26 protein-coding genes are annotated in these 23937 nt (G+C 69.4%); 8 read left to right on the forward strand and 18 right to left on the reverse strand.

Features of this window, described 5'->3' with window-relative positions; translation table 11 throughout:
• Window positions 1-214: 214 nt before the first annotated feature.
• Complete coding sequence (locus F4560_RS17855; RefSeq protein ID WP_184921439.1) at window positions 215-358, reverse strand: hypothetical protein; 144 nt, start codon at window positions 356-358, stop codon at window positions 215-217.
• 120 nt (window positions 359-478) lie between these two features.
• On the opposite strand from F4560_RS17855, the gene F4560_RS17860 reads away from it, so the two are divergent.
• Window positions 479-1753, forward strand: a complete 1275-nt coding sequence (locus tag F4560_RS17860) for a hypothetical protein (protein WP_184921441.1) — start codon at window positions 479-481, stop codon at window positions 1751-1753.
• A gap of 19 nt (window positions 1754-1772) precedes the next feature.
• The gene (locus tag F4560_RS17865) at window positions 1773-1946 is read left to right on the forward strand and encodes a hypothetical protein (protein ID WP_184921443.1); all 174 of its coding nucleotides are present in this window, start codon (window positions 1773-1775) and stop codon (window positions 1944-1946) included.
• Window positions 1947-1949: 3 nt separating this feature from the next.
• On the opposite strand, the gene F4560_RS17870 is transcribed toward F4560_RS17865, so the two are convergent.
• Genes F4560_RS17870 through F4560_RS17895 form a run of 6 tightly spaced genes read right to left on the reverse strand, consistent with a single transcriptional unit; the run spans window position 1950 to window position 8546 of the window.
• A complete protein-coding gene (locus F4560_RS17870) occupies window positions 1950-4052 on the reverse strand; it encodes a protein kinase family protein (protein ID WP_184921445.1) in 2103 nt (700 codons plus the stop codon).
• Window positions 4015-4797, reverse strand: coding sequence for a protein phosphatase 2C domain-containing protein (locus F4560_RS17875; protein WP_184921447.1), 783 nt, complete (start codon window positions 4795-4797; stop codon window positions 4015-4017). The genes F4560_RS17870 and F4560_RS17875 overlap by 38 nt, the downstream gene beginning before the upstream one ends.
• Window positions 4798-4805: 8 nt before the next feature.
• The gene (locus F4560_RS17880) at window positions 4806-5642 is read right to left on the reverse strand and encodes a vWA domain-containing protein (protein ID WP_184921450.1); all 837 of its coding nucleotides are present in this window, start codon (window positions 5640-5642) and stop codon (window positions 4806-4808) included.
• Between the two features lie 34 nt (window positions 5643-5676).
• The gene (locus F4560_RS17885) at window positions 5677-6546 is read right to left on the reverse strand and encodes a class I SAM-dependent methyltransferase (protein WP_281391927.1); all 870 of its coding nucleotides are present in this window, start codon (window positions 6544-6546) and stop codon (window positions 5677-5679) included.
• Between the two features lie 36 nt (window positions 6547-6582).
• A complete protein-coding gene (locus F4560_RS17890; RefSeq protein WP_184921454.1) occupies window positions 6583-7827 on the reverse strand; it encodes an aminotransferase class V-fold PLP-dependent enzyme in 1245 nt (414 codons plus the stop codon).
• Entirely contained in the window at window positions 7824-8546 is a 723-nt protein-coding gene (locus tag F4560_RS17895; protein WP_221483550.1) for a crotonobetainyl-CoA--carnitine CoA-transferase, read from the reverse strand. Before F4560_RS17895 ends, F4560_RS17890 begins: the two co-directional genes overlap by 4 nt.
• 216 nt (window positions 8547-8762) lie before the next feature.
• On the opposite strand from F4560_RS17895, the gene F4560_RS17900 reads away from it, so the two are divergent.
• The 4 genes from F4560_RS17900 (at window position 8763) to F4560_RS17915 (ending at window position 12712) form a co-directional block, all read left to right on the forward strand.
• Window positions 8763-10136 (forward strand): HEAT repeat domain-containing protein, encoded by a 1374-nt coding sequence (locus tag F4560_RS17900; RefSeq protein ID WP_221483551.1) that lies wholly within the window; start codon window positions 8763-8765, stop codon window positions 10134-10136.
• Between the two features lie 126 nt (window positions 10137-10262).
• The gene (locus F4560_RS17905) at window positions 10263-10985 is read left to right on the forward strand and encodes a DUF899 family protein (RefSeq protein ID WP_184921458.1); all 723 of its coding nucleotides are present in this window, start codon (window positions 10263-10265) and stop codon (window positions 10983-10985) included.
• A gap of 51 nt (window positions 10986-11036) precedes the next feature.
• Window positions 11037-12056, forward strand: coding sequence for an ABC transporter substrate-binding protein (locus F4560_RS17910; RefSeq protein ID WP_221483552.1), 1020 nt, complete (start codon window positions 11037-11039; stop codon window positions 12054-12056).
• Window positions 12053-12712, forward strand: coding sequence for an NHL repeat-containing protein (locus tag F4560_RS17915; protein WP_184921462.1), 660 nt, complete (start codon window positions 12053-12055; stop codon window positions 12710-12712). The genes F4560_RS17910 and F4560_RS17915 overlap by 4 nt, the downstream gene beginning before the upstream one ends.
• 57 nt (window positions 12713-12769) lie before the next feature.
• Here the strand turns inward: F4560_RS17915 and F4560_RS45645 are convergent, their stop codons facing one another.
• The 6 genes from F4560_RS45645 to F4560_RS17935 all read right to left on the reverse strand — a co-directional run bounded on the left by F4560_RS45645 (window position 12770) and on the right by F4560_RS17935 (window position 15769).
• Window positions 12770-12892: a hypothetical protein gene (locus tag F4560_RS45645; RefSeq protein WP_281391928.1), complete on the reverse strand. Its 123-nt coding sequence runs from the start codon at window positions 12890-12892 to the stop codon at window positions 12770-12772.
• Between the two features lie 73 nt (window positions 12893-12965).
• Window positions 12966-13409 (reverse strand): hypothetical protein, encoded by a 444-nt coding sequence (locus tag F4560_RS17920; protein ID WP_184921464.1) that lies wholly within the window; start codon window positions 13407-13409, stop codon window positions 12966-12968.
• Window positions 13410-13960: 551 nt separating this feature from the next.
• Window positions 13961-14161 carry a hypothetical protein gene (locus F4560_RS17925; RefSeq protein WP_246477833.1) on the reverse strand — a complete coding sequence of 67 codons (201 nt, stop codon included), beginning with the start codon at window positions 14159-14161 and terminating at the stop codon, window positions 13961-13963.
• 124 nt (window positions 14162-14285) lie between these two features.
• Window positions 14286-15143: a DUF5753 domain-containing protein gene (locus F4560_RS17930; protein WP_184921466.1), complete on the reverse strand. Its 858-nt coding sequence runs from the start codon at window positions 15141-15143 to the stop codon at window positions 14286-14288.
• An 11-nt stretch (window positions 15144-15154) separates the two neighbouring features.
• Entirely contained in the window at window positions 15155-15352 is a 198-nt protein-coding gene (locus tag F4560_RS46670; protein ID WP_376775425.1) for an AMED_5909 family protein, read from the reverse strand.
• Window positions 15353-15532: 180 nt separating this feature from the next.
• Window positions 15533-15769, reverse strand: coding sequence for a hypothetical protein (locus F4560_RS17935; protein ID WP_184921468.1), 237 nt, complete (start codon window positions 15767-15769; stop codon window positions 15533-15535).
• Between the two features lie 92 nt (window positions 15770-15861).
• Between F4560_RS17935 and F4560_RS17940 the strand changes: the two genes are divergently transcribed.
• Both F4560_RS17940 and F4560_RS17945 read left to right on the forward strand, forming a co-directional pair.
• The gene (locus F4560_RS17940; RefSeq protein ID WP_184921470.1) at window positions 15862-16665 is read left to right on the forward strand and encodes a helix-turn-helix domain-containing protein; all 804 of its coding nucleotides are present in this window, start codon (window positions 15862-15864) and stop codon (window positions 16663-16665) included.
• 65 nt (window positions 16666-16730) lie between these two features.
• Window positions 16731-16919, forward strand: coding sequence for a DUF397 domain-containing protein (locus F4560_RS17945; RefSeq protein ID WP_184921473.1), 189 nt, complete (start codon window positions 16731-16733; stop codon window positions 16917-16919).
• 140 nt (window positions 16920-17059) lie between these two features.
• Here F4560_RS17945 and F4560_RS17950 read toward each other — a convergent pair whose 3' ends face one another.
• The 5 genes from F4560_RS17950 to F4560_RS17970 all read right to left on the reverse strand — a co-directional run bounded on the left by F4560_RS17950 (window position 17060) and on the right by F4560_RS17970 (window position 23880).
• Window positions 17060-18376, reverse strand: a complete 1317-nt coding sequence (locus F4560_RS17950) for an ABC1 kinase family protein (protein WP_246477834.1) — start codon at window positions 18374-18376, stop codon at window positions 17060-17062.
• 14 nt (window positions 18377-18390) lie between these two features.
• Window positions 18391-19029, reverse strand: a complete 639-nt coding sequence (locus F4560_RS17955) for an NHL repeat-containing protein (RefSeq protein WP_184921475.1) — start codon at window positions 19027-19029, stop codon at window positions 18391-18393.
• On the reverse strand, window positions 19029-19922 hold the full coding sequence (locus F4560_RS17960; protein ID WP_184921477.1) for a class I SAM-dependent methyltransferase: 894 nt from the start codon (window positions 19920-19922) through the stop codon (window positions 19029-19031). Before F4560_RS17960 ends, F4560_RS17955 begins: the two co-directional genes overlap by 1 nt.
• A 133-nt stretch (window positions 19923-20055) precedes the next feature.
• The gene (locus F4560_RS17965; protein WP_184921479.1) at window positions 20056-21258 is read right to left on the reverse strand and encodes a DUF6004 family protein; all 1203 of its coding nucleotides are present in this window, start codon (window positions 21256-21258) and stop codon (window positions 20056-20058) included.
• A 117-nt stretch (window positions 21259-21375) separates the two neighbouring features.
• Window positions 21376-23880, reverse strand: a complete 2505-nt coding sequence (locus F4560_RS17970; RefSeq protein WP_184921480.1) for an ATP-dependent Clp protease ATP-binding subunit — start codon at window positions 23878-23880, stop codon at window positions 21376-21378.
• Between the last annotated feature and the right edge of the window lie 57 nt (window positions 23881-23937).

The following is a 23937-nucleotide window of genomic DNA, read 5'->3' on the forward strand; positions in this document are numbered from 1 at the left end:
CGCGTGATCGGTGATGTCCGGGGATGTGAGGTAGGTAACCCACAATGCCTTCGGGACACCGCGCCGACAAGGGCCGAACTTCGGCGTGTAGCCCAAAGTTTTCTTCGATGTCCGCACATAGCCATCGGAGAAGCAGCAAGATGACGGTACCCGCTGTGGAAGTTGCCATTTCCGGCGCCGCAGTGACATAGCGCACGGGCGCGGGCAGCGAGGTTCAGCGGTCGCCGTATCTGCGGATTCCGCCCTCAATTGATTGCTCAACTTTATCGAGGAAGTCGGCGATCAGCCGGAGGTCCCGCTCGTCGTAGTCGGCCATCAGCTCGCGCCAGCCCTGGACCACCGGCGCGAACACCGGCACGACGGCCGACCGGACGCGCTCCGCCTGGCACTCGGCGGTGGCAGTCTCACCAGGGGTTGACCTGAGCGGCCGGTTCGATCACGCCGCCGATCGACCGTGCCCTGGTTGTGACGTGCGCTGATGGCACCGACTCCGGCCGTCGTGCGTCTACTGGCCGTGACCACAGGCAACGACGTCGAGGAAGACCCGCAGCCGCCGCGCTGGGCGGTGTGGGTGGCACGCGTGGTGGCCGTGCTGGTCGTCGTGCCGGTGCGGCTGGCGTGGGAGTGGATCAAGGCCATCGGGTGGACCGTGCGGCGTGTGGTGCTCCGGCCGTTGGCGGGTGTGCTGCGTCGGGTCTGGACGGCCGGCGGCGTGCTGGCCCGTTTCGTGTGGCGGCGGGTTTTCGTGCCTGTCGGTGCGGGTGTGCGGTGGGTGTTCGGTGTTCTCGGCGACGGGCTGCGCGCGTTCGGGCGGCTGCTGATGCGGTACCTGATCAGGCCGAGTGGCGTGTTCCTGCGGTTCCTGGGTAGCGGGCTGCGGCGGGCGTTCCGTGCTTTCGGTAGCGGGCTGGTCGCGTTCGGCCGAGGGCTGATGCGGTACGTGCTGAGGCCGACCGGGGCGTTCCTGCGGGCGGTGGCCGAGCTGGTGGGGCGCGGTTTCCGGGCACTGGGCAACGGGGTGCGGCGCGGGTTCGGCGCGCTGTCCCGGTTCGCGGTGCGGCCTGCGGGACGTGGTCTGCGCCGGTTGCTCGTTCCGATCGGGCAGGGGTTGCGCGTGGTGGGCGCGTACTTGCGCCGTGCGCTGACGTGGACGGGCCGGGCGCTGCGGTTTGGAGTGCTCGGTCCGCTGGCCTGGTGTTGGCGAACGCTCGTGGTGACGCCCGTGCGGTGGCTGTGGCGGGATGTGGTCGTGCGGGCCACCCGGGCGTTCGGCCATGGCCTGTCGTGGGTGTGGCGAAACGCTGTCACCCCGACCGTGCGGGCGATCGGCGTCGGTCTCCGGTGGGTGTGGGAGAACGTCGTCGTCCTGGCCGCGAAGGCGGTCGCCGTCGGGCTGTGGTGGCTGCTGCGGCTGTTCGGCTCGGCCCTGATCTGGGCGTTCCGCAAGGTCGGACGGGCGCTGGCGGTCCTCGGCCGGGCGATCCGCGACGCCTTCACCTGGGCCGGTCGCCGCGTGGCGCTGCCGCTGTGGCGCTTTCTGAAGCAGGCGGTCCGCACACTGGTCGTCACCCCGGCGAGGTGGATCCGCCGCACCGTCCTGACCCCCGCCGCCCAGCTGACCAGGCGAGCCTGGCAAGCAGCGGTAATCGCGCCCGCCCGCCACGTGCGCATCTCGGTGATCAAACCGGTCCAACTGGCCGGCCGCCGTGTCCGCAGCCAACTCCGTGCCGCTTTCGGCAGTCGCCGAGACTAGCGCGCATGAGTGGGAAGACGTGCTGCGGGCGGAGTTCGGCGGCACTGCGCTGTTCGACCTGGCCTCGCCTCCCATCACCTACCGCGTGTTCCTGCTGCCCGGTGCGTTGCAGGTCGACCTCCTCCTCGACCACCGCGACCAAGCCCCCACCCTCGCCGCCCGCGTCGAGCACCACCTGCGTGCCCTCACCTGACGATCACTTCCCGCCGGTCAGCAGAAACCGGAGGTAACGGCGGTAGGTGATGGGCTGGAACGTGGCGGCTTCCGCGATGGCGGCATGAGCGGCCTGCCGGGTGCGTTCCAGCATGACGGCGGCTTCGGCCACCGCACGGTCGTGGTCGGCTCGCGCACGGGCGGTGGCGGTGTTGACGGCCTTCATCTCCTCGGCCAACGCGGCCTGCTCGACGCGCAAGGACGTCCGCAGCTCGCGGATCTCCGCGTCCGCCACCGCCAACACCTGCTGATACCGGGCGTCGAGCACCCCCTCGTCAGCGGCGAACCGGTCCCTCAGCACCTGCGACTGCGAAGGCGTTAACGACGTCGGCCGGGTGCTCGTGGCCTGCGCGGTCAGGCGTTCACGCCACTGGTCGATGAGCGCGGCCCTCACCTCGTCGATCCCGGCGACGCCCACGCTCCTCCCGTCGACCAGGACGAACACCGCTACGCGCTCCGGACCGTACGTGTCGTAACGGATGCCGACGAAGTCCGCGGCGGTCCGGATGCCGACCGCGGCGAGGTTGGCGGTCAACGCCGGCTCCACACCGTCGATGGCCCGGACCGGGAAGGTCGCCAGGGCGGCACGCACGTGTTCCTTCTGCCGCAACACCAACAGCCGCTGGTCCTCCAGGTGCAGCCGCGCCGCCAACGCCTGCCGCTCCCGGTCGATACCGTCCAGCTCCTGCTTCACGGCCCGTTGGTGCGACCCGATCAGCAGGTTGTACCGCTGCTGGAAGGCCCGCCGCCGGTAGTCCTGCTCGGCCTTGGACTCCTCGGCCTCCCGCGTGATCCGCCCGGACTTCTCGTCAAGCCGCAGCACAAGGGCTTCGACGTTCTGCTGGGCACGCAGGAGCCGCTTGCGTTCGGCACGAGCCGCGCGGGCCCGGACGTGCTCGGGGCGAAGCCGGTAGCCGGACACCGTGAACGCCGTCCACGCCAGCACGTCGACCGCCATCAACGCCTCGTCCACGAAGATCGCCGCCGGCACCCCCAAGGGCAACAACGCCGACAACACCCACGCCGACACGGTTTGAGCCCGCGAACGCTCGGCGAACCGCGTCAGCGGCGACGGTGCGGGCATGTGCGGCTCGACGCGTTCCACCATCCACGACGGCAGCGCGCTGGGCGCGGAAACCGCGGTATCGAGCATCCCGAGCGGTTCCAAAGGCGGGGGCGCGGCGCGGTGGTGGAGCAGGATCTCCTGGAAGCGCACGGCCAGCCCACGCAGCCGCAGGTCCGGATGGCAGGTCAAAGTAGCCAGCCGGAACGACCCCGCCGGCCCGGTGAAGTCGGACTCGGCCAGCAGCAGGTGCTCGGCGTCCTCGTCGCGCAACTGCCGCCACAGCGACGGGTCGACCGCCAGCCCCACCAACGACAGGTACACGACCCACGACGAGAACCGGTCGATCTCCGGCCCGAACTCGGCCGCCGTCCGGTCCGGCGACTGGTAGTTGCGGTGCCCGGTCTCGGCCGCCGGCAGCCCGGCGAGCGCGGGCACGTACATGCCGTCGTAGTCGACCAGCTTCACCGAACCGTCGTCGGTGATCAGCAGGTTCCCGTGCTGGAGGTCACCGTGCCCGATGCCCGCCGCGGCCAGTTCGGCGACCAGCCGGGCGAACCGCGCGGCGACGTGGGCGAGGGCCTCGGAGTCGTCGATGTTCCGGTCGATCCAGCGGATCAGGCTGACCGCCTCGACCCACTCCATCCGCAGCACCGGGTACCAGGTGCCGTCCACCAGGATGCCCTTGCCGATGTAGTCGAAGCCGACGGTCCAGTCGTCGTCCAAGCGCGCCAAGTGCTCGCCCACGGCGCGGTAACGGGTCGCCTGCTCGCGCGCCTCACGGGTGAAGCACTTGATCGCATACCGGACGCCGTCGACCGTCAGCGAGAAGACGCTGGCGAAGTTCCCCGAGATCGCGCGAGGCCGGCCCAACGCGTCCACCCGCACGTCGGCTCCGGCGAGGTCGGTGCCGCGAAAGCACAACCCGGTGTTCTGGAGCGCCTCGACGTAGGTGGCGCCGGACGGGAACGAGCGGACGGGCTCGTCATCCGAGGTCCACGTGAACGACGGTGACGTCGTCATTCCGCATCAGCCCCTCCCCGCACAGCCCTTTCAACCACTCCGCGAACCCGTCGAGATCACCTGACCGCGTGAACTCGCCCAGCTCGCGCCACGGCCGGTCACCCCGTTCGACCGCGCCCAGGAACCACGCGGCCAGCGCGTCGGTGCAGAGGAAGAACCCGTCGCCTTGCTCCGCGCTGCCGGACACCGTGCGCACGTGTCGAGCCAGCAGCTCCTGATCCCGGTTGAACGCGTTGACCAGCCCCGGCGAGTTGGAGAACGCCTCGGCGGTCTCCAACGGGAACGCCCGCAGCAACCGGTCGTCACGGACGTGGAACAGGCAGCTGTCCCCCAGCGCCGCGGCGTCCCAGGAGATCCCGGACGGCTCGGTGGCGAACCGCGCGGCGAGCACCGTGGCGTGCGGACCGCGGTCCAGCTTGGGCTCCTCGTACCACGCGATCGGGCGGCCGTCGGCCTCACGGCGCGCGACGTACGAGGCCAGCCACTCGTCCCACGCCTCCCCCGCCAGCACCAATGCCGACGCGAACCGGTCCGCGTCCCGCACCACGCGCCCGTCGTCCAGCGCGGAGTCGTTGACGTATCGCGTGAGCAGGTCGGCCCACTCACCCGCGAGCAGGCTCTCCGAAGCCCCGTCCGCCACCGCCGCGAACACCAGCCCGGGATCGACCGACAGCACGTGCGCCGCGTCCTCGCATTCCGGCAAGGAGTTGCCGTGCTTGGGCACGCGGAGGGAGGAGACGACCATGCCGCTGCTCAGCGCAGGTCCGTCGCACGCGTTCCGATGTCCAGGAACTGGACCAGCGACGTGATGTCCGCGTTGTAGACGAAGCCGCGCGTCGTGTCGCCGACCGTCATGCCCTGCTGCAACGCGTAGAACCGCATGTGCGGCGGCAGGAGGCTGGACATGCCGAACAGGGTGCGCGCGTAGGCGTCGGGCAGGGCCGCGTCGGTCTCGGGGAACGTCACCGGGACGGCGTTGGCGGCGGAGACGTGCAGGTTGAACAGCAACGCCGCACCGTCCGCGCTCACGTGCGTCTGCACGGCCCAGGCAGGACCAACCGGGTCGCCGTCGGTGGACTCGCCGTCGGTCAGGTTGAGCACGATCGGCGGGAAGCAGTCCGGGTGCCGGGCCACCCACTCCGACACCAGCGTCTCCGCGCGCGCCAGAGCCCGGCACATCGGCGTCGCGCCGTTGGCGACCGGGTCGACCCAGACCGGGAACCGGGTGGTCGTCTCCACCAGCCCGCCGGCGCCGTCGGGCACCTTCTTGATCCGCTTCTCCACCCGCGCGGGCTTCTCCGCCACCTGGCTGAGCGGCACGAGGTCGCGGCCCGCGAGCGGACCCGTGAACGCGGAGCCGACCGTGTAGCCGTACCCGATCACGGCGATGTGGAAGTAGTCGCGGACGCCTTCCTCCTTCGCGCACTTCACGCTCAGCTCGGCCAGCAGCCGGTTGATCGCGTCGGCGACCACGTCCGCCTTGCGCTGTCCCCCGCCGCCCCCGATCGGGTCGGTCATCGACGCCGACTGGTCGACCAGGAACACGAAGCAGGACGGGTTGGCGCGACTGATCTCGGCCGCATAGCTCACGTGAAGGTCACCTTCCCTGTGGATCACCGAAAGGTTACGCGATCGGAGCAGCCGCCCGCAGGCACAACGCCCGGCTGGGCAACTCGACCCGACCGTCCGCTCCCTGCCGCCCGGCCACCGCGGCGCCGACCTCGGCCCAGAGCGCGGGATCGTCGTCGGTGCCCAGCCGCTCACGCATCAACTGCCTCAGCCCTGGCGGCGTGACGGCCTTGCTGAACACCGCGTACGCCTCGGACGAGTTCAGCGCGAAGGGCACCTCGACCGCCGTGACCGACACGTCGGTGAACCCGGCCGCGGCGACCTCGGCCACCAGCGCGTCCGCGTCGGACATGCTGAACGGACCGGGCGTCCCGGGCGGTGGCGGAGGCAGGTCCAACCGCCTGGCCAGCACGCCGAAGCCGAGCGACATCATCGGCGCGGTCTCCGGCGGACCCCACGTGGACGCGGCGAGCACACCGCCCGGCCGGAGCGTGGCGGCGAGTGACCGGAAGGCCGCCCGGCGGTCCGGCGCGAACATCAGCCCCCACCGGCTGAGCACGACGTCGAAGCCACCGCCGACCAGGTCCAGCGATTCGACGTCACCCACCAGGAACTCCACGTTGTCGAACCCGTCGGCCCGGTGGCGGGCCAGCTCGATCATCCGCGGTGAGAGGTCGACGCCGACCACGCGGCCGGTCGGGCCCACGACGGCCGCGGCGGTGAGCGCGGGCTCGCCCACCCCCGTGCCGACGTCGAGGACGGACATGCCCGGCGCCACCCCGGCCAGCTCCAGCAGCCGATCCGTCACCACCGACGCGCCGCGCTCGAACGTCTCGATCACGGTCAGCCACCCGGCGCTGATGGCGTCCCAGTTGACCCGCTGCTGCTCCTTGAACCGAACGGGGTCGAACTCGGTAGCCGTCAAGGGACCTACCTCCGTGCGCATGGGGTGTTCGTGGGGTCAGAGGAAGCGCTCGTTGGGGTGCTCGGCGGTCCACGGTCCGGGCTCGACCGTCTTCAACGCCGAGCGGACGAGCTCGATCTCCTCGAGCGTGTTGTAGACGGCGAACGACAGGCGGACCGTGCCGACCAGGCCGAGGCTGTCGAGGAACGTGCTGGCGCAGTGCACGCCGCAGCGCACCGCGATGCCGTGGGCGTCCAGGTGCCCGCCCACGTCGTAGGGGTGGATTCCGCGCACGGACAGGGAGACGATGCCGCAGGGCGTGGCGCCCGGGTCGCCCACCACGTCCACGTGCTCGAGGTCGGCGACGGCGTCCAGCGTGGCCGCGACCAGGCTCTCGTCGTGCGCGCGGATAGCGGGCCAGCCGAGGCCGAGCAGGTAGTCCAGGGCCGCCGCCAGCCCGACCGCCCCGGCCACGTTGGGCGTCCCCGCCTCGAACCGCGCCGGTCCGGGGACGTACCGCACCGGCTGGGTGTGGCTGACGCCTTTGACCGTGCCGCCGCCCACCCGGAACGGCGTCATCTCGTCCAGCAGCTCCCGCTTGCCGTACAGCACGCCCACGCCCATCGGCCCGTACACCTTGTGGCCGGAGAAGCAGTAGAAGTCGACGTCCAGGTCGCGCACGTCGACCGGCAGGTGGGCGACCGCCTGCGCGCCGTCGACCAGGACGAACGCGCCGTGGCGGTGCGCCTCCGCGGTCATCTCCCGCACGGGGTTGACGGTGCCGAGGACGTTCGACACGTGGGTCACGGCGACGATCCGCACCCTCGGCCCCATCGCGGCGGCGAACTCGGCCGGCTCGATCCGCCCGTCCGGTCCGACCGGCACGACCACCAGCTCCGCGCCGACCGAGTCGCACAAACGCCGCCACGGCAGCAGGTTGCTGTTGTGCTCCATCCCGCTGACCACGACCTTGTCGTGGCGGCCGACGATCCGCCTGCCGACGACGTCCGCGACGAGGTTGGCCGCGTCCGTGGTGTTGGCGGTGAACACGACCTCTTCCGGCTCGCGCGCGCCGATCGCGTGCTGGACCACCGCCCTGGCGCGTTCGTACCGGTCGGTCGCGGCCAGCGCGAGCCGGTGGTGGCCGCGGCCCACGTTGCTGTTCGCGGTGCGGTAGTAGTCCATGATCGCGTCAAGGACGACCTGCGGTTTCTGCGTGGTGGCGGCGTTGTCGAGGTACACCGGCGCGTCGTCGCCGCTCAGCAGCGGGAAGTCGTCCCTCGGGGACAGCACCTGGCTCATCGTTCCTCCTCCGTGGTGAACAGGGCGGTGAACCGCTCCAGGTAGTGCCGGTCGAACGCGAACACCTTCTGCTCCGGGTAGGGCCGCCGGTCTGCGGGCACGTACGCCGGGTCGTCCGGCGCGCGCAACGCCCCGCCGGCGTCACGCAGGTGCGGTCCGAAGAAGAACCAGCAGATCTGGCCCACCTGCTCGGTGAACAGCACCGGGTGCGCCGCCTCCGGGTACATCCGCATGTGCAGGTACGTGGCCTTGAACTCGCCGCGCGGCCCGAAGCCGTTGTCGAACGCCACATGCCCGAGCACGTCGTGCACCACCCGGAAGACGTCGTTGTGGCACAAGCGCACGCCGCCGATCTCGACCCCCGAGAAGGCGCGCATCGGGTGGTCCTCCGACGCGTCACCCTCCGGTCCATGGCCGTCCCTGGTCAGGTGCAGTTTCAGCATCCGCGTCGCGCGCACCTCCCTGCGCAGCTCGGTGGAGTCCCGGTACGGCAAGCCGGCGCCGCGCCACGGCTCGACCCGCAGGCCATCACGCACAAGCAGGTCGAACTGCGCGCGGCTCTCCCGTTGCAGCACTTGGTAGCCCCGGGCCAGGTCCTCGTCCAACGCCAGGGTCGGCGCCCGTTCGTGGACGTCCGCGACGTCGCGGCAGAAGTCGTGGTCGAGCCGGACGCGCAGCGCACCGGGGTGACGCGCCCGGTCCACCATCGCATCGAACACCGACCAACGCCCCCAGCTGTCGCCAAGATCCAACACGACCGTAGCAGTTGTTATATGTTACTAAAGCATGTAAACGGGTGAAGTAGCTATAGGCCGACGCGCGCCAACATACGTTCACCAACATATAACGAACTGGAGGGTCGTGGACCGCAAGCGGTTCCTGCGCGCGCACAGTGAGCGGCCGTCGGGTGGATGACGGTCTGCCACGATGACGGCGTGACGGGGAGCTTCGACTGGGACGAATTCGAGCAGGTCCTCCTTGAGGGTGTGGTGCGGTCCGTCCTCGATGCGGCGGACGAGCATCCCGGCGAGCGGTTCTACGCGGCCGTGCTCGACCACATCTACCGGGAGGAAGACGGCCGGATCGAGCGGCCGTGCCTGGGGGTCAACAGCGTCGAGGCGTTGGACCAGGAACCCGACGATCGCCGGGCGGAGGTGCGCTGGAGCGCCCCGGACTGGGACCTCTACCTCGACAACTGGCTCCCCGGCGACTCGACCGGACGCTGGGTGGAGGCGCTGACCGCGGAGGCGTGCTCCGGGACGACCCGCCAGTGGGAGACGACCTTCGACCAGTACCTGACGACTCTGGTCAGCGTCTGCCGGCGAGCACGGACGACGCTTCGCGCGAACAGTGCCACCCACCCGGACTTCGTGGTGCTGCTCCTCGACGACGAACACCACGAGGCGCTGATCAGGCGCGTCCTGACCGCCGAGGAGGTGCGGCGGCACTTCCCGGAACTGGAGGAACGATCGGTCGCACTGGCCGGCCTCGCCGCACTCCCACCCTCCGAGCGCGCCGCGATCCTGGTTCCCCGGCTCGGGAAGTTCGACGGTCCCATCGACTCCGACACCGCCGAATCGGCTCTGCGTGATCTCGGCCCCATGGCCTTCCCGTCCCTGATCCCGCTGCTCGACGTCCCGGACCGCGCGTGGCAGGCCGCGAAGCTGCTGGCGGACATCGGCCGGCCGGACGACCGCGTCGTCCGCGCGTTGTGCGACGCGCTCAGCACCGACGGCACGGGCCTCGGGTGGGCCGCGGTGGCGCTGTCCCGCCTTGGTCGGCTCGACCTCGTTCTCGACCAGGCCGGACGCCTACCACCGGAAGTGGTGGTGGATGCCGTCGCCGCGCCGTACACCAGCTTCCGCGACGACGCGGTCACCGTGCCGCCGCTGGACTACCGGCCCTTGGCGGACTTCATCGAACATTGGCCGGCATACGTGCCGGCGCTGGACGAGCGGCTCCAACCCGGGCACGGGTACTGCGACATAACGGTGGACGAGGTGGACGCCGCGGTCGGCGGCTTGGGCTCGCCACACGTCATCGTCCGCCGGCACGCCGTGTCCGTCCTCGGCTGGCGTCGGCTAGGTCCGCACGTCGGCCGGCGGGTGTTGCCGCTGCTCTGCCGGACGATCCAGCAGGATCCGGACGCCTCCGTGCGGCGCTTGGCGGTCCTGTCGCTGCTGTGGTGGAAGAAGGATTCCCGCCACCTGGCGGACGTGGTCCGCGAGGCGATGGAGGACTCCGCGGGCGAGGTCCGTGACGCAGCCGCGTACTGGCTGCGCGAACAGGGCGCGGACAAGCCCGCCTGACAGCGAGGACACCTCCGGGTTGTGGGCCGCCAGCCGATGTGCAACCCTTTGGCTGCACTTTCTCGGTGGCGGCGGTCGGCGCCAGGTCGACCGTCCTTTTGCGACGTTGCGGGAGGGTTCGACGCGATGAGCGGTATCGACGACCAGGCCATGCCGCCGTTCTGGCCGGAGGGCGCCAGTGCGGAGTACCAGGCCGCCAGGGTCGAGCTGGCCAAGGCCGAACGCACGCTGCGGGACCAGGTGGAGGCGGTCGCGGCGGCTCGTCGGGCGATGCCGCCCGGACCGGTGTCGGCCGAGTACGAGCTGACCGAGGACGGCCCCGACGGCCCGGTCCGGACACCGCTGCGCGACCTGTTCGGCGACCACGACACCCTGTTCACCTACCACCTGATGTTCGCGCCGGACGACGACGAGGCCTGCCCGATGTGCTCGCTGTGGGTCGACGGGTTTCGCGGCGTCACGGCCCACTTGGCGCGGCACACGGCGTTCGTCGTGATCGGCAAGGCGCCGCTGGACAAGCTGCGCGCCTGGGCACGCCTGCGGAAGTGGGACGGCCTTCGGATCCTGTCCAGCTACGGCACGACGTTCAACGCGGACATGAACGCCGAGCACCCCGACGGCGCCCAACGTCCGATGGTGAGCGTGCTACGCAAGGAGGGCGACACCGTGCGGCACTTCTACTCGTTGCCCGCCAACCACATCGACGGCTCCGAACGCGCCATCGACCTGCTCAGTCCGGTGTGGAACGTGCTCGACCTGCTGCCCGGCGGGCGCGGCGACTGGTACGCGGGCAACGACTACGCCGTCGCGGACCGGGGCACCCGTACGGCCCCTTCCAAAGCCAATTAAACTTCATATAGCTTCATGGGGGTCCGCGCTGTCGCACGGAGGGGATCGACCGTGGCCTCCAGCACCAAGTCCAGCCTCGCCGGCCACCCTTCACGGGGTGGCGCCCTCCGGCTCTACGGGCCCGGCAGCATGGACCACGTGGACCCGGTCGCGGTCGCGGTCGGCCGGAAGATCATCGCCGACGAGGCGGATCTGTCGTGGGCATCACCGGTGACCGAGCCGTACGACGCCAACCCCACCGACCCGGGCAACGACCTCGGCTACGCGCTCAACCCGTACGTCGTGTTCAACACCGTGAGCCCGAACAACGGCGGCGCGCCGGCCCGGCCGAAGGTGCGGCGGGCGTTGGCGTACGCCGTGGACAAGATGGCGATCCTCGACATCTACGACGACCTCGCGGCGGGCACGGTGATGCGTCCCGCGCGGTCGGCGATCCCGCCCGGCAACGACGGGTACGTCCCGTTCGACCTGTACCCGACGCCGGGCGACCGGGGTGATCCGGACCAGTGCCGCCGGTTGCCGGCTGAAGCCGGTTACCCCGACGGCCTGACGCTGACCATCCTGCACCGCGACGTGGACGCGAACCCCGACGTGGCCAAGTCCCTCGCCCGCGACCTGGAGCGTGCCGGGATCACGGTCGACTTCCGGCCGCTGGGGCACGCCCACTACTACGCGTACCTCCAGGACCCGGCGCACGCGGAGGCGGGCAGTTGGGACCTGAGCGCGCCGTCGTGGACGCCGGACTGGTTCGGGGACAACGGGCGTTCTTTCCTCCAGCCGATGTTCCAGACCAACCGGAACCGGGGCACCAGCAACTACGGGTGCTACAGCAATCCCGAGGTGGACCGGCTGATCGAGGAGGCGCTGGCCACCACCGATCACGAGCGGGCGTACCGGGCGTGGCACGAGATCGACGTGCTGGTCATGCGGGACGCGGCGATCGTGCCGGTGCTGGAGCACGCCCCCACCATTCCGCATCTGAAGGGCAAACGGGTGCGCAACGCGATCCCGATGCCCACCATCGACCGGTGGTTCGACTTGTCGAACCTGTGGCTGGAGGAGACGCCGTGACCGCCGCACCCCCGACCATCCCAGTGGTGCGCTCGCTGCCGTCACCAGGGGCGTACATGTGCGGCCTGACGTGGTCGGACGGCCTGTTGTGGCACTCGGACCAGGACGCCGGACGGATCTGGGCGATCGACCCGCGGTACGGCGACGTGGAGCGGGAACTGGAGTGCTCCCGAGTCCGCGCCGACCTGACGTGGTGGGACGGCCAACTGTGCCAGGTGGGCGGCAGACCAAAGCGGATCGTGCTGGTAGACCCGGAGTCGGGCAGTGTCGTCGGCACCAAGCCAGTCGAGCCGTCGAGCGGCAGGCTGTGCGGCACGGAGATGAGCGCAGCAGGCATGTGGATGGGCCTGCGCGACCCGGCGGTGGTGCAGCTGCGCGACTTCGAGACGATGACCGTCCAGCGGGAGATGCCGATAGTAGGCACGCCGTCAGGCCTGACCTGCGTCAACCGGCTAGTCGTGTACGGCGAGTTCGAGACCGGCCTGGTGCGTGCCCTGGACACCACAACCGAGCAGATCGTCGGCACGGCGCGGGTAGAAGGCCGCCCGACCGGAATGGCATGGGACGGCTACAGCCTCTGGTACTGCGACTTCCCCGCCCGCCGCTTCAAGGCCATCCGCCTGGACGACGTCCTCCACGGCGACCGCTGGTCCTGACCGACCGTCGGTCCTTCCCAGGAGGGCCGGTTCAACGAGAACCGAACCGGCCCTTCATCACCACCTCTCCGGGCTCTGCGAGTGCAGCCGGAAGTCACCTTCCACCGAGTTGACGTCAGCGTGGTCGGGGTCATCCGCCAGGACCATGACCAGCGACTCGGCCACCGCCGGCGCGCGCACGCTCGGCCCCCAGCAGGAGGCCGGGTTCGACCGTGCGCGTGTGAGCGACCGCACCCCTCAATGACCTCGACGCTCAGGTGTCGTACTCACCGCTGTCCCACGGCTCGGTGAACGCCATGCAGTTGCCCGGATGCAGCTCGACCCACCACGCCGCGTCCTCGTCATCGCCCGGCCGGGCGATGAGACCGAAGGTGGTGCCGAACTGCTCGACAGCGAAGGGCGCGACCTCGATCCGGGTGAACGTGACCTCGCCGAGCTCCCGCAATCTGGCCTCGTAGCAGTCCCGGCGGCGGTCCCGGTCCATCTCGGCCCGTGGGCCGAACTCGTCGATCCTGGCTTCCAGGAGCCGACCCTTCAGATCGAACAAGTACAGGGCAACGAACTCGTTGCCCTGTTCTCCTCCCGTCGCCGCTTCGAACGGCGTGGTGAGGAAGAACTGGCGACCGTCAGCCGTACGGCCGACATGCTCGGCGTGGTAGTTGTCGTGGTCGATCGCGATGAGATCGGGTGCGCCCATGGCACCGGACACTATCCAGGCCGCTGAGGAACTGCAGCAACTCGGCCAGTTCGATGGCGTCACCGGTGCCGTGGCACGTCCCGATCGGCCAGTAGCCATGAGTCGACCACCTCGACATACGGGTCGATCGCTGGCCGTGGCCGGCGTGGATAGGCCTTGCGTGGTGGTGGCAGCGCGTTGGCCGGCGCTTGGCGCACCGTGCGCCGGTGCACCCGGTGCCGCTCGGCCGGCTCCCGAATGGACAGTGCCTCGATCCGCCGGTCTCGTCTGATCTGCTCGAACGGCGCTACCCAAGCGCAACGCTGCTCTGCACGGCGCGCGTCGGGCGTTGTCACTGGCACGAAGCGGCGAGCCCGACGAGGCCGCCACAGTCGGACTGGAAGCCACTCAGGCTGCCAAGGCCACGCACTCACAGCGCACCCTTCGCGTACTCGGCGACGTGGTGCAGACCCTCGCCCCCTGGCGCAGCCGTCCCGCTCCACGTGAACTGCGCGAAGCGCTGCTGACCTGAACTCCCGGGCCACGAATCCGGCCCTGCCCAGGAGTGCCGGTCAGCGGGAGCCGAAGCGGCCCTTCATCAGCAGCGACAGCAGCGGGAAGATCAGCTCCGGCGCCGCGTGGATGCCGTGCCGCCGTTGGAGGTCGAACATCTCGGTGGCGAACGCGATCAGGCTGAACTCCCGCGCCGCCAAACCCGTGGCTGCGACGCACCAGATCTGCCATCCGGGCCAGGAACCCAGCCACGTCCGCATCCGGCCGGACATCCACGAAGCCGTTCACGAACAGCATCTCGTAGATCGCGGTGAGCCCGGACGAGGTGAACTTCCGCCGGGAGGCGTCCTGACCGACCGTCGGTCCTGGTACCAGCAGCCTGAGTCAGGCGGCTTGGTCGTACACGTCGGCCCAGCGGGTGAAGGTCGCCCTGGATTGGGCCGGCGTCATGGCCAGGGCGTCGAGGCGTCGCATCTTCGCCTCGAAGTGGGCGACGACCTGCGGGGCCTCGTGGAACACGGTTGCGGTGTCGGTTTCCGCGTAGGCCAGCGGCTTGATCGGCTCGGCGAAGGTCAGCAGTGCGCCGTGTCGCACGACGGATTGGTCGAACGGGACGTCCATCGGGACGAGTCGCGGCGTGACCCGCGTCGTCTCGCACATCATGGCCAGTCGCAGCATCTGGTCCCGCATGACCGCCGGGCGGCCGACGGCTCCGCGCAGGGCGGGCTCGTGGATGTAGAGGACGATGTCCGGGCGGTTGAGGGTGTGAAGCGCCTCTTGCCGGGCGATCCGGGCGGCGGCGATCGCGCGGTCACCGGTCAGGGCGCGGGCGTAGTCCTCGGTCTGGGCCAGGCTGGGGACGGTGAACGGTTCGTAGCCGGTGATGGCCCGCGCCATCCGCTCGTGCAACGCCAGGGCGACCAGGGTGTCCGCGATGGGGCCGTGCAGTCGCATGAAGCTGCCGGTGTCGGGGTCGCCGGCGATGGCGAGGATCCGATCCCGGGTGGGTGGGACGGTACCCAGGCGGCCGAGCAGCGCGCCGATCTCCCCGGGGCTTGTGCCCCGGCTGCCCGTCTCCAGCTTGCTGAGCTTGCCCAACGACCAGCCCAGGGCGTCGGCCGTTTCGGCCGAGCCCATCCGTGCCCTGCGTCGGATCCTGCGCAGTTCCTCACCCAGTTCACGGCTGAGCGCGGTACTCAGCCTGGGCTGCCTGTGGGTCTTCTCGGCGATCTCGGTAACCATCGACTTTCCTGTCACGCGGTGGGGTCGGTTGCTTGCGCTGCTTCTGCTGACGATGCCCGTGTCGCGTAGATCTCCTGCTCGACGTACGCGTAGGCCATCGCCTCGTAGTGGTGGTCCCGATCCGTTTCGGCGACTCGCCGGTATATCCCGGCTGCGTACTCGTGGAAGGCCCGGCGTTGATCGGGTGATGCATCGGGGGGTGGTGTCAGCCGCGCATCGACTTCGCTCCAGCGAGGGTCCGCACATGAGAAACCGCGTCGTGTCTCGTCAGGTTCTGGTGGGTCATCACCGCACCGTCGCTCCGGTGGAGGTGGACGCGGTGGGCACGCCCAGAAAGGGCTCTGGGCAGCCCAGGACGAGGCCGGCGAGCACGCCGAACAGGATGTCCATCACTGCTTCCCGCTCCTGCCGAACTGGGCCTGGCGCACCTGCTCGACAGCGGTGCCCAGCTCGGAGGCCTGGTGCAAGTCATAGGTAGCACCGCCCGGCGGCGGCTGGTTGATGACGAGCCGGCCCGCATCCCAGAAGACCTGGGTCACGCGAGGTCGACCAGTCGCGTCCAGGCAGTGAACGTTGATCGGGTTGTTACGGCCGCTACGAGTAGTGGGGATGTCGGGTTTGGGCACGGGTAGCCTCCCAAGACAGGTGGTCACGCGGTTCGTGACCTGTGGACGTGGTTCGTGACCATTAGCGCAATGCACCGATCGGGTGTCCTTTAGTGACCGCCCGGAGCTGCGTACAGTTCTGGTTCGTGACCGGAACACCACGCGCCCAGGAGTTGGCCGCTGCGCTCCGCGAGGCCATCAAGGCCTCGCCGTTGAGCGTGCGAAAGCTGGCCGATCAGCTCGGGCTGTCGCACTCCACGATCAGCCAGTGGAGCAACGGGCACCGGGTGCCGTCCGTTCACGACGTGGTGGCACTGCTCTCGGAGATGAGCGTCGCCGGCGAGACCGCCGACCGCATCGTCGAGCTGGCCGAACTCGCGAACGCGCCGGCGGACCGCCTGGTGCCCGGCGTGACGCAGGCGCAGGCCGCGATCATGGAGTACGAACGCGACGCCCGGCGCATCACCGAATGGTCACCCGACCTGATTCCAGGCCTGCTGCAAACCGGCGATTCCGCACGCGTCATCCTCGGCGAGGCTTCTCCCGGCCAGGTCCAGATGCGCCTCGCGCTGCGAGCTGGTCGCCGCGAAGTCCTGACCCGCGCGGAAGATCCGCCTCACCTCTTGGCGCTCGTCGGTGAAGACGCCATCCGCTGGTGCATCGGCTCGCCTACAGTTCGCAACCACCAACTGCGACACCTCCTGAAAGTATCCGAGATCGACAACGTGACGCTTCAGGTGGTGCGACGTGGCCACGACTTCCACGTTGGATTGTTGGGGCCGTTCGTCATCTACGACTTCGCCGCGCAGCGCCCGTCCGTCGTGCTACTCGAACACCACAGATCCAGCGCGTTTCTCCACAACGAGCACTGGCGGATTACCAGGTCGCCGCGGAAGAGATCCGCGAGCGGGCGATGAGCCCGGAAGACACCGCCCGGTTCATCGCCGAGTGCATCGATTGATCGGCGAACGGAGACGACGCGATGACCCAACCCCAACCACGTCGGTGGCGGAAGTCCAGCTACACCGGGAATGACAACTGCGTCGAGGTGGCGAATACGCTCGACCGCTTGCGCGACTCCAAGCAGCGCTCGGGTCCCGAACTGCTGATCGCGACCCCCCGACTGCGCTCGTTCCTGAACGCCGTGCGAGCGGGACGCTTCGAAGGCTGACGGCAAGACGGCAGGCCGCGCCCATCGCTGCTGGGCGCGGCCTCCGCGTATCAGTGTGCCCGCAGCCGTACCGGACCGACGTGGATCAGGCGCGACGACTCCGAACGATCGGTCCACGTCGCCATCCGGATACAACCACTTCAACGGGAGCCGAAGCGGCCCTTCATCAGGACCGGCCGGGCCAGGGCCTGGAAGTCCACGTCCGGGTCCAGCTCGCGGATCGTTCCCTCGATCACCAGCAGGGACAGCAGCGGGAAGATCAGCTCCGGCGCCGCGTGGATGCCGTGCCGCCGTTGGAGGTCGAACATCTCGGTGGCGAACGCGATCAGGCTGAACTCCCGCGCCGGCAACCCGTGGCTGCGCCGCACCAGATCTGCCATCCGGGCCAGGAACCCGGCCACGTCCGCGTCCGCCCCGACATCCGCCGAGCTCTCCACCACGATCGCGGCGCACTTGTCGCCGTCGCCGATGGCCATGTTCATGAAGAAGTCGGCGAACAGCAGCCGCAGCCGTTCGCTCAACTGCACGCTGAACCCCGCGTCCAGCACCACCACCTGCGCCGACTCGGTGAAGTACAAATTGCCGGGATGCATGTCGCAGTGCACGAAGCCGTTCACGAACAACATCTCGTAGATCGCGGTGAGTCCGGACGAGGCGAACTTCCGCCGGGAGGCGTCCGAACACCGCGAGGGCGCGTCGATGTCCAGGCCGTGGATGAACTCCATCACGATGCACCGCGGCCGGCACGCCGACGGCACCACCTTCGGCACCCACACCCTCGGCACCACGGACAGGTCCGCGCGCAGCCGGTCCAGGCTCGCCGCCTCACGCTCGAAGTCCAGCTGACCGAGCACGGCGTCGCACATGCTCACCACCACCGGCATCACCGGAATCCCCCGGAACAACGGCAACCGGGCCATCAACGCCGCACCCCGCCGCATCAGGTCCAGGTCCTGCCGCATCACCCGCTCGATCCCCGGTCGGCGCAGCTTCAGCGCCACCTCGCGGCCGGACGTCAGCCGGGCCCTGTAGACGCACGCGACGCTGCCGCTCGCCACCGGCTCGTAGTCCACCTCGGCGAACAAGGTGTCCAGCTCCGCCCCGTACACCGCGGCCAACGCCTCCCGCGTCCGGTCGGCCGTCAGCGGGATCACCGAGTCCTGCAACGTCGCCAGCTCGTCGCACAACCCCGGCGGCAGCAGGTCTCGCCGAGTGCCGAGCACCTGTCCGGCCTTGACGAACGTGGGCCCCAGCCGCATGAGCAACGCCACCAGCCGCGGCCACGCCAGCCGGCGCGCCGCCGCACGACCACTCAACACCGCCACGACAAGCCCGACCAGACCGACCGGCGCCAGCACCCCAACCGTGAGTAGCAGGACCCGAGCGGCACGCAGCACCAGCGCGACCGTCCCGGGTGGATCGTCCTCGCGACTCGCGCACACGAGCATCACGGGCATTCCCCTCCCCTGGCTCAGCTCTTGTCGACTCCGGGCACCTCGATGGCCCGCAGTTGCAACGTCGCGTAGTCGCAGTACCAGATCCGCGTGCCGTCCCACGTGATCCCGGTCGGGTTGCCCGCGACCGAGAACGACGCCATCTCACGGCGTTCCTCGATGTCCACGAGGTTGATGGTCGACGTGGCGTGGTCGGCGTACACCACGTAGCTGTCCGACACCGTCACGCCCGCCGGCCGCCCGGACACCGCGATGCTGTCCAGCAGCTCGAAGCTCCCGTACCCGCGCAGGTCGATCCGCCGCAGGTCCTCGTACCCCATCCAGATGCCCTCCCGGGCGGCCTCCAGCCCGCTGAGCAGGTTCCCCGGCCTCGGGTTCGGTATCTCCCGGATCGGCTCGGAGGTGTCGGGATCGATCACCAGCAGCGCCCGCCGGTCGCCGACCACCTGCACCAGGTGCCCGCCCATGGTGGTCAGGTCGGTGCGCACCTCGGGGCACGGGATGCGGTGCTCGACCTGGCCGCTGTACGGGTCCAGCGCCATGATCTGGTTGGACACCGCCTCCGAGAACAGCAGGAACTCCCCCGTCCACGTCAGGCCGCACAGCTTCAGCGCGCGGACGGGGATGTCGCGCACGGTGCCGGCCGAGAAGGGCATCACGGCCTCCTGACGATGCCGCAGTCGAGCCGCCAGGCGGTGGCGTCTCGCACCTGCCCACGTCCGCGCGGCACGTCCACGGTCACCCGGATCTCGTCACCCGCCGCCACGGCCGTGTGCCGCAACGGCCACACCCAGACCGCCCAGTTGCAGCCGGGGTACGACGGGTAGTTGGACAGCGGCTCACCCTCGGCCAGCTCGGCGGTGAAGTAGCCCATGACGGCCTGGAGGCACCCGTCCCGACGCACCGGCAGCCGCATCTCGCGGTGCGGTCTGCTGGTCGACGCGGGCGTGATCGGGTCGTCGGACAGCAGGACGGGTTCGGTGAGGAACCTGGGCTCCCGCTGGAAGAAGTGCAGCTGCGGCTGCGGTTCGACGAACTCCTGCACCGAGTCGAAGCGGTAGCCGGGCACGACGTCGCCCCACATGCCCCAGCCCTCCTCGTCGAACTGGATGGCGGCGAGGTGGGTGGTGAGCCGGCGCGGCACGATCGCGCCGCCGGGGCGCAGGTTGCGCCGGGCCACGGAGCCGAGGATCTCCACCATCTGCTCCTCCGGTCCGAGGTTGCCCATCATCTCGGACACGATCACGTCGACCGGTTGCGGCAGCTTGGCCGTACGCGCGTCGCCTTGCACGAGCGTGACGCGGTCGCGCAGGCCGTTGTCCGCGACGATCCGTTCCGCCACCGCGGCCATCGCCGGGTCCGCCTCGATCGCGTAGACGTGCTCCGCGCCGTGCTTGAGGGCCAGCATGGACAACACCAGGGTGCCGGCGCCGACGTCGGCCACCACGTCGCCCGCCGTGACGACCGACGCCAGCGCCCGGTCGTAGGCGTCCAGCCGGGGGCGGTCCGCGAGCATCACCTGGTGCATCAACAGAAGCCGTTGGTCCATGGGCGCGACGCCTTCCCCAGGAAAGGCGTTCCTCCCGAACGGGGTCGTTCGGGAGGAACGGTGGGCATGTCCCGAAACAGACGCTATGTCAAACTCAACTAAAGCCAGTTTCGGGTCCCGCTGTCAAGCGGTCTCAGATGTTGACGGCCGCGGTCTCGCCGACGAACGCGTCGCGCATGACCAGCTGCACACCGGTCAGGCGGGCCTTGACCTCGTCGGACGTGTTCACCATGGGGGCGTCGGCGCCGCTCATGGACAGCTCGGTGCCGGTCGCCTCCATGTCCTTCAGCTTGCCGCTGACGTGCACCGGGTTGGCCGCGTAGAGCGTGGCGCTCGGCGTGACCAGCTCGAACTCGGCGTCCAGGTGCAGGTCACCCGGGAACTTGACCCGGCTGAGGCTGTCCTCGTTGCCCTGGCCCAGCGTGCCGCCGGACACCCGCGGCCAGCTCGCCCGCAGCATGACCCGACCGCCGAGCTCGGGGCTGTGCCCGACGACGGCCAGCCGCGCCATCTGCGCCAGCACGCCGTTGCCCTCGGTGTGCTTCTCCGGGCCGAACAGCAGCAACTCGGTGCCGGCGGCCTTCTTGTGGTCGCCGGTCAGGTCGATGCTGACGGTCTTGCCGTTGACCTCGACCTCGATCCGGCCTTCCAGCGACACCTGCATGATCATGGAGGGGTCGACCAGCATGGACATGCACGGGCCGGCGCTGGCGGCGAAGAACACCGTCGGCGTGAGGCCGACGGGCTGGTTCTCGTCGTCGGCCGGGTACCACGCCTCGGGCAGGGTCGTGCCGCGGACCACGTTCGGGGCCTGGACGACCTCGAACGGGCCGTCGCCGCGCGGCTTGCCCAGGTACGGGCCGGTGAGCGGCTTCTTGAACGGCGGCACGCTGTCCACCACACCGTGGATGTCGATCACGTTGCGGTGCGCGAGGCGCAGCGTGCTGGTCTCCAGGATGCCGAACCGGCGGATGTAGAACTCGGCCGGGAAGTTCTTGCCCGGCACGATCTGGCGCACGTGGCCGGTGTTGGGCAGGAACGGGTTGGACAGCACCTGGATGCGGTCGTCCAGCTCGTAGCTGAAGCCCTTGATGCCGACCTCGGGCGCGCTGATGAGCTCGGTGTCGAACTCGGCGTGCCCCTTCGCGTCGACCCGGTGCTCGAAGCCCGGCATGGGCCACTTGTTCAGCTGCACGAAGCCGGACAGGTTGATCGTCTCCCGCCGGCCCGAGTAGTAGTCGTCGCCGAAGACCACGGTCGCCGCCGCGAGGATGTGCGGCCGGATCGGCTTGGGTTCGAGGTTCAGCGACTCGTAAGTCTCCCGGGGGTTGCTCACTGCACTACCTCCAGAGTCCGTCCCGCTTCGAAGGATGTGGGGGGACCAGCCACAGGACCAGAACGCTATAGGTTTTTATAGCTGTTGTCCAGGATCATTCAGCGCCCGGCGGGAAGCTCACTCGACCGCCGGCGCCAGTTCCACGGCCGACGCCGCGCGGCCGGTGAAGGTGAACGTCTCCTCGTCCACAGTGGACTCGTCGACGTCGACCACGGCGACGTCGACCACGACGACCTGGCCGGCGGTGATCTCGCCGAACAGGATCTTCTCCGACAGCTGGTCCTCGATCTCGCGCTGGATCGTGCGACGCAGCGGCCGCGCGCCGAGCACCGGGTCGAACCCGCGCTTGGCCAGCAGCATCTTCGCCCGATCGGTGAGCTCGATCGCCATGTCCTTGTTCTTCAACTGCGTCTCGACGCGGGCGATCATCAAGTCCACCATCTTGATGATCTCGTCCTGGGTGAGCTGGTGGAACACGATGATGTCGTCGATCCGGTTGAGGAACTCCGGCCGGAAGTGCTTCTTCAGCTCGTCGTTGACCTTGTTCTTCATCCGCTCGTAGTTGGACGCGACGTCCTGACCCGAGGTGAAGCCCAACCCGACGGCCTTGCTGATGTCCGAGGTGCCCAGGTTCGACGTGAAGATGATCACGGTGTTCTTGAAGTCCACCGTGCGGCCCTGGCCATCGGTCAGGCGGCCGTCCTCCAACACCTGCAACAGCGTGTTGTAGACCTCCTGGTGCGCCTTCTCGATCTCGTCGAACAACACCACCGAGAACGGCTTGCGCCGCACCTTCTCCGTGAGCTGCCCGCCCTCCTCGTAGCCGACATAACCGGGAGGGGCACCGAACAGACGCGAGGCGGTGTAGCGGTCGTGGAACTCGCCCATGTCGATCTGGATCAGGGCGTCGTCCTCGCCGAACAGGAAGTTCGCCAGCGCCTTCGACAGCTCCGTCTTACCCACACCCGACGGACCCGCGAAGATGAACGAACCCGACGGGCGCTTCGGGTCCTTCAACCCGGCCCGGGTGCGGCGGATCGCCTGGCTGACCGCCTTCACCGCGTCGACCTGGCCGATGATCCGCTTGTGCAGCTCGTCCTCCATGCGGAGCAGACGCGTGGTCTCCTCCTCGGTGAGCTTGAACACCGGGATACCGGTCCAGTTCGCCAACACCTCGGCGATCTGCTCGTCGTCCACCTCGGCGACGACGTCGAGGTCGCCGTCCTTCCACTGCTTCTCCCGCTCGGCCTTCTGGCCCAGCAGCGTCTTCTCCGCGTCCCGCAGCTTCGCCGCCCGCTCGAAGTCCTGCGCGTCGATCGCGGACTCCTTGTCCCGGCGCACGTCGGCGATCTTCTCGTCGAACTCGCGCAGGTCCGGCGGCGCGGTCATCCGGCGGATCCGCATCCGGGCCCCGGCCTCGTCGATCAGGTCGATCGCCTTGTCCGGCAGGAACCGGTCGTTGATGTACCGGTCCGCCAGCGTCGCGGCGGCCACGAGGGCGGAGTCGGTGATGGAGACGCGGTGGTGCGCCTCGTACCGGTCCCGCAGACCCTTCAGGATCTCGATCGTGTGCTCCAACGACGGCTCGCCGACCTGGATCGGCTGGAACCGGCGCTCCAACGCGGGGTCCTTCTCCACGTACTTGCGGTACTCGTCCAGCGTCGTCGCGCCGATCGTCTGCAACTCGCCCCGCGCCAGCATCGGCTTCAGGATCGAGGCCGCGTCGATCGCGCCCTCCGCCGCCCCGGCGCCGACCAGGGTGTGGATCTCGTCGATGAACAGGATGATGTCGCCGCGGGTGCGGATCTCCTTGAGCACCTTCTTCAGGCGCTCCTCGAAATCACCGCGGTAGCGGGAGCCGGCGACCAGCGAGCCGAGGTCGAGGGTGTAGAGCTGCTTGTCCTTCAGCGTCTCCGGCACCTCGCCCTTGACCACCATCTGGGCCAGGCCCTCGACCACCGCGGTCTTGCCCACGCCGGGCTCGCCGATCAGCACCGGGTTGTTCTTGGTGCGCCGCGACAGCACCTGCATGACCCGCTCGATCTCCTTGGTGCGCCCGATCACCGGGTCGAGCTTGCCCTCCCGCGCACTCGCGGTCAGGTTGCGCCCGAACTGGTCCAGCACCAGGGACGAGGACGGGGTGCCCTCACCGCGGCCACCGGACTCCGCCGGCTCCTTGCCACCCGAGTAGCCCGACAACAGCTGCAACACCTGCTGGCGCACCCGGTTCAGGTCCGCGCCCAGCTTCACCAGCACCTGCGCCGCGACACCCTCGCCCTCACGGATCAGGCCCAGCAGGATGTGCTCCGTGCCGATGTAGTTGTGGCCCAGCTGCAGCGCCTCGCGCAGTGACAGCTCGAGCACCTTCTTGGCGCGCGGGGTGAAGGGGATGTGGCCGGACGGGGCCTGCTGACCCTGGCCGATGATCTCCTCGACCTGCTGGCGGACGCCCTCCAGCGCGATCCCCAACGACTCCAGCGCCTTCGCGGCGACACCCTCACCCTCGTGGATCAACCCCAGGAGGATGTGTTCGGTGCCGATGTAGTTGTGGTTGAGCATCCTGGCCTCTTCCTGGGCCAGGACAACCACCCGCCTCGCGCGGTCGGTGAACCTTTCGAACATGTGCCCACCCTCCAAAGACAGCACCCACATCGATATTGTATCGTATAGTTATTTACC

The sequence above is a fragment of the Saccharothrix ecbatanensis genome (genome assembly GCF_014205015.1).
GTDB classification, from domain to species: Bacteria; Actinomycetota; Actinomycetes; order Mycobacteriales; family Pseudonocardiaceae; genus Actinosynnema; species Actinosynnema ecbatanense.

Excerpts from the sequence above, each read along its gene's own strand:
- F4560_RS17860 (WP_184921441.1), top strand. The coding sequence starts at position 479 with ATGGCACCGACTCCGGCCGTCGTGCGTCTACTGGCCGTGACCACAGGC.
- F4560_RS17870 (WP_184921445.1), bottom strand. The coding sequence starts at position 4,052 with ATGACGACGTCACCGTCGTTCACGTGGACCTCGGATGACGAGCCCGTC.
- F4560_RS17875 (WP_184921447.1), bottom strand. The coding sequence starts at position 4,797 with ATGGTCGTCTCCTCCCTCCGCGTGCCCAAGCACGGCAACTCCTTGCCG.
- F4560_RS17890 (WP_184921454.1), bottom strand. The coding sequence starts at position 7,827 with ATGAGCCAGGTGCTGTCCCCGAGGGACGACTTCCCGCTGCTGAGCGGC.
- F4560_RS17905 (WP_184921458.1), top strand. The coding sequence starts at position 10,263 with ATGAGCGGTATCGACGACCAGGCCATGCCGCCGTTCTGGCCGGAGGGC.
- F4560_RS17920 (WP_184921464.1), bottom strand. The coding sequence starts at position 13,409 with ATGGGCGCACCCGATCTCATCGCGATCGACCACGACAACTACCACGCC.
- F4560_RS17925 (WP_246477833.1), bottom strand. The coding sequence starts at position 14,161 with ATGCGGACGTGGCTGGGTTCCTGGCCCGGATGGCAGATCTGGTGCGTC.
- F4560_RS17930 (WP_184921466.1), bottom strand. The coding sequence starts at position 15,143 with ATGGTTACCGAGATCGCCGAGAAGACCCACAGGCAGCCCAGGCTGAGT.
- F4560_RS17945 (WP_184921473.1), top strand. The coding sequence starts at position 16,731 with ATGACCCAACCCCAACCACGTCGGTGGCGGAAGTCCAGCTACACCGGG.
- F4560_RS17950 (WP_246477834.1), bottom strand. The coding sequence starts at position 18,376 with ATGCCCGTGATGCTCGTGTGCGCGAGTCGCGAGGACGATCCACCCGGG.
- F4560_RS17955 (WP_184921475.1), bottom strand. The coding sequence starts at position 19,029 with ATGCCCTTCTCGGCCGGCACCGTGCGCGACATCCCCGTCCGCGCGCTG.
- F4560_RS17960 (WP_184921477.1), bottom strand. The coding sequence starts at position 19,922 with ATGGACCAACGGCTTCTGTTGATGCACCAGGTGATGCTCGCGGACCGC.
- F4560_RS17970 (WP_184921480.1), bottom strand. The coding sequence starts at position 23,880 with ATGTTCGAAAGGTTCACCGACCGCGCGAGGCGGGTGGTTGTCCTGGCC.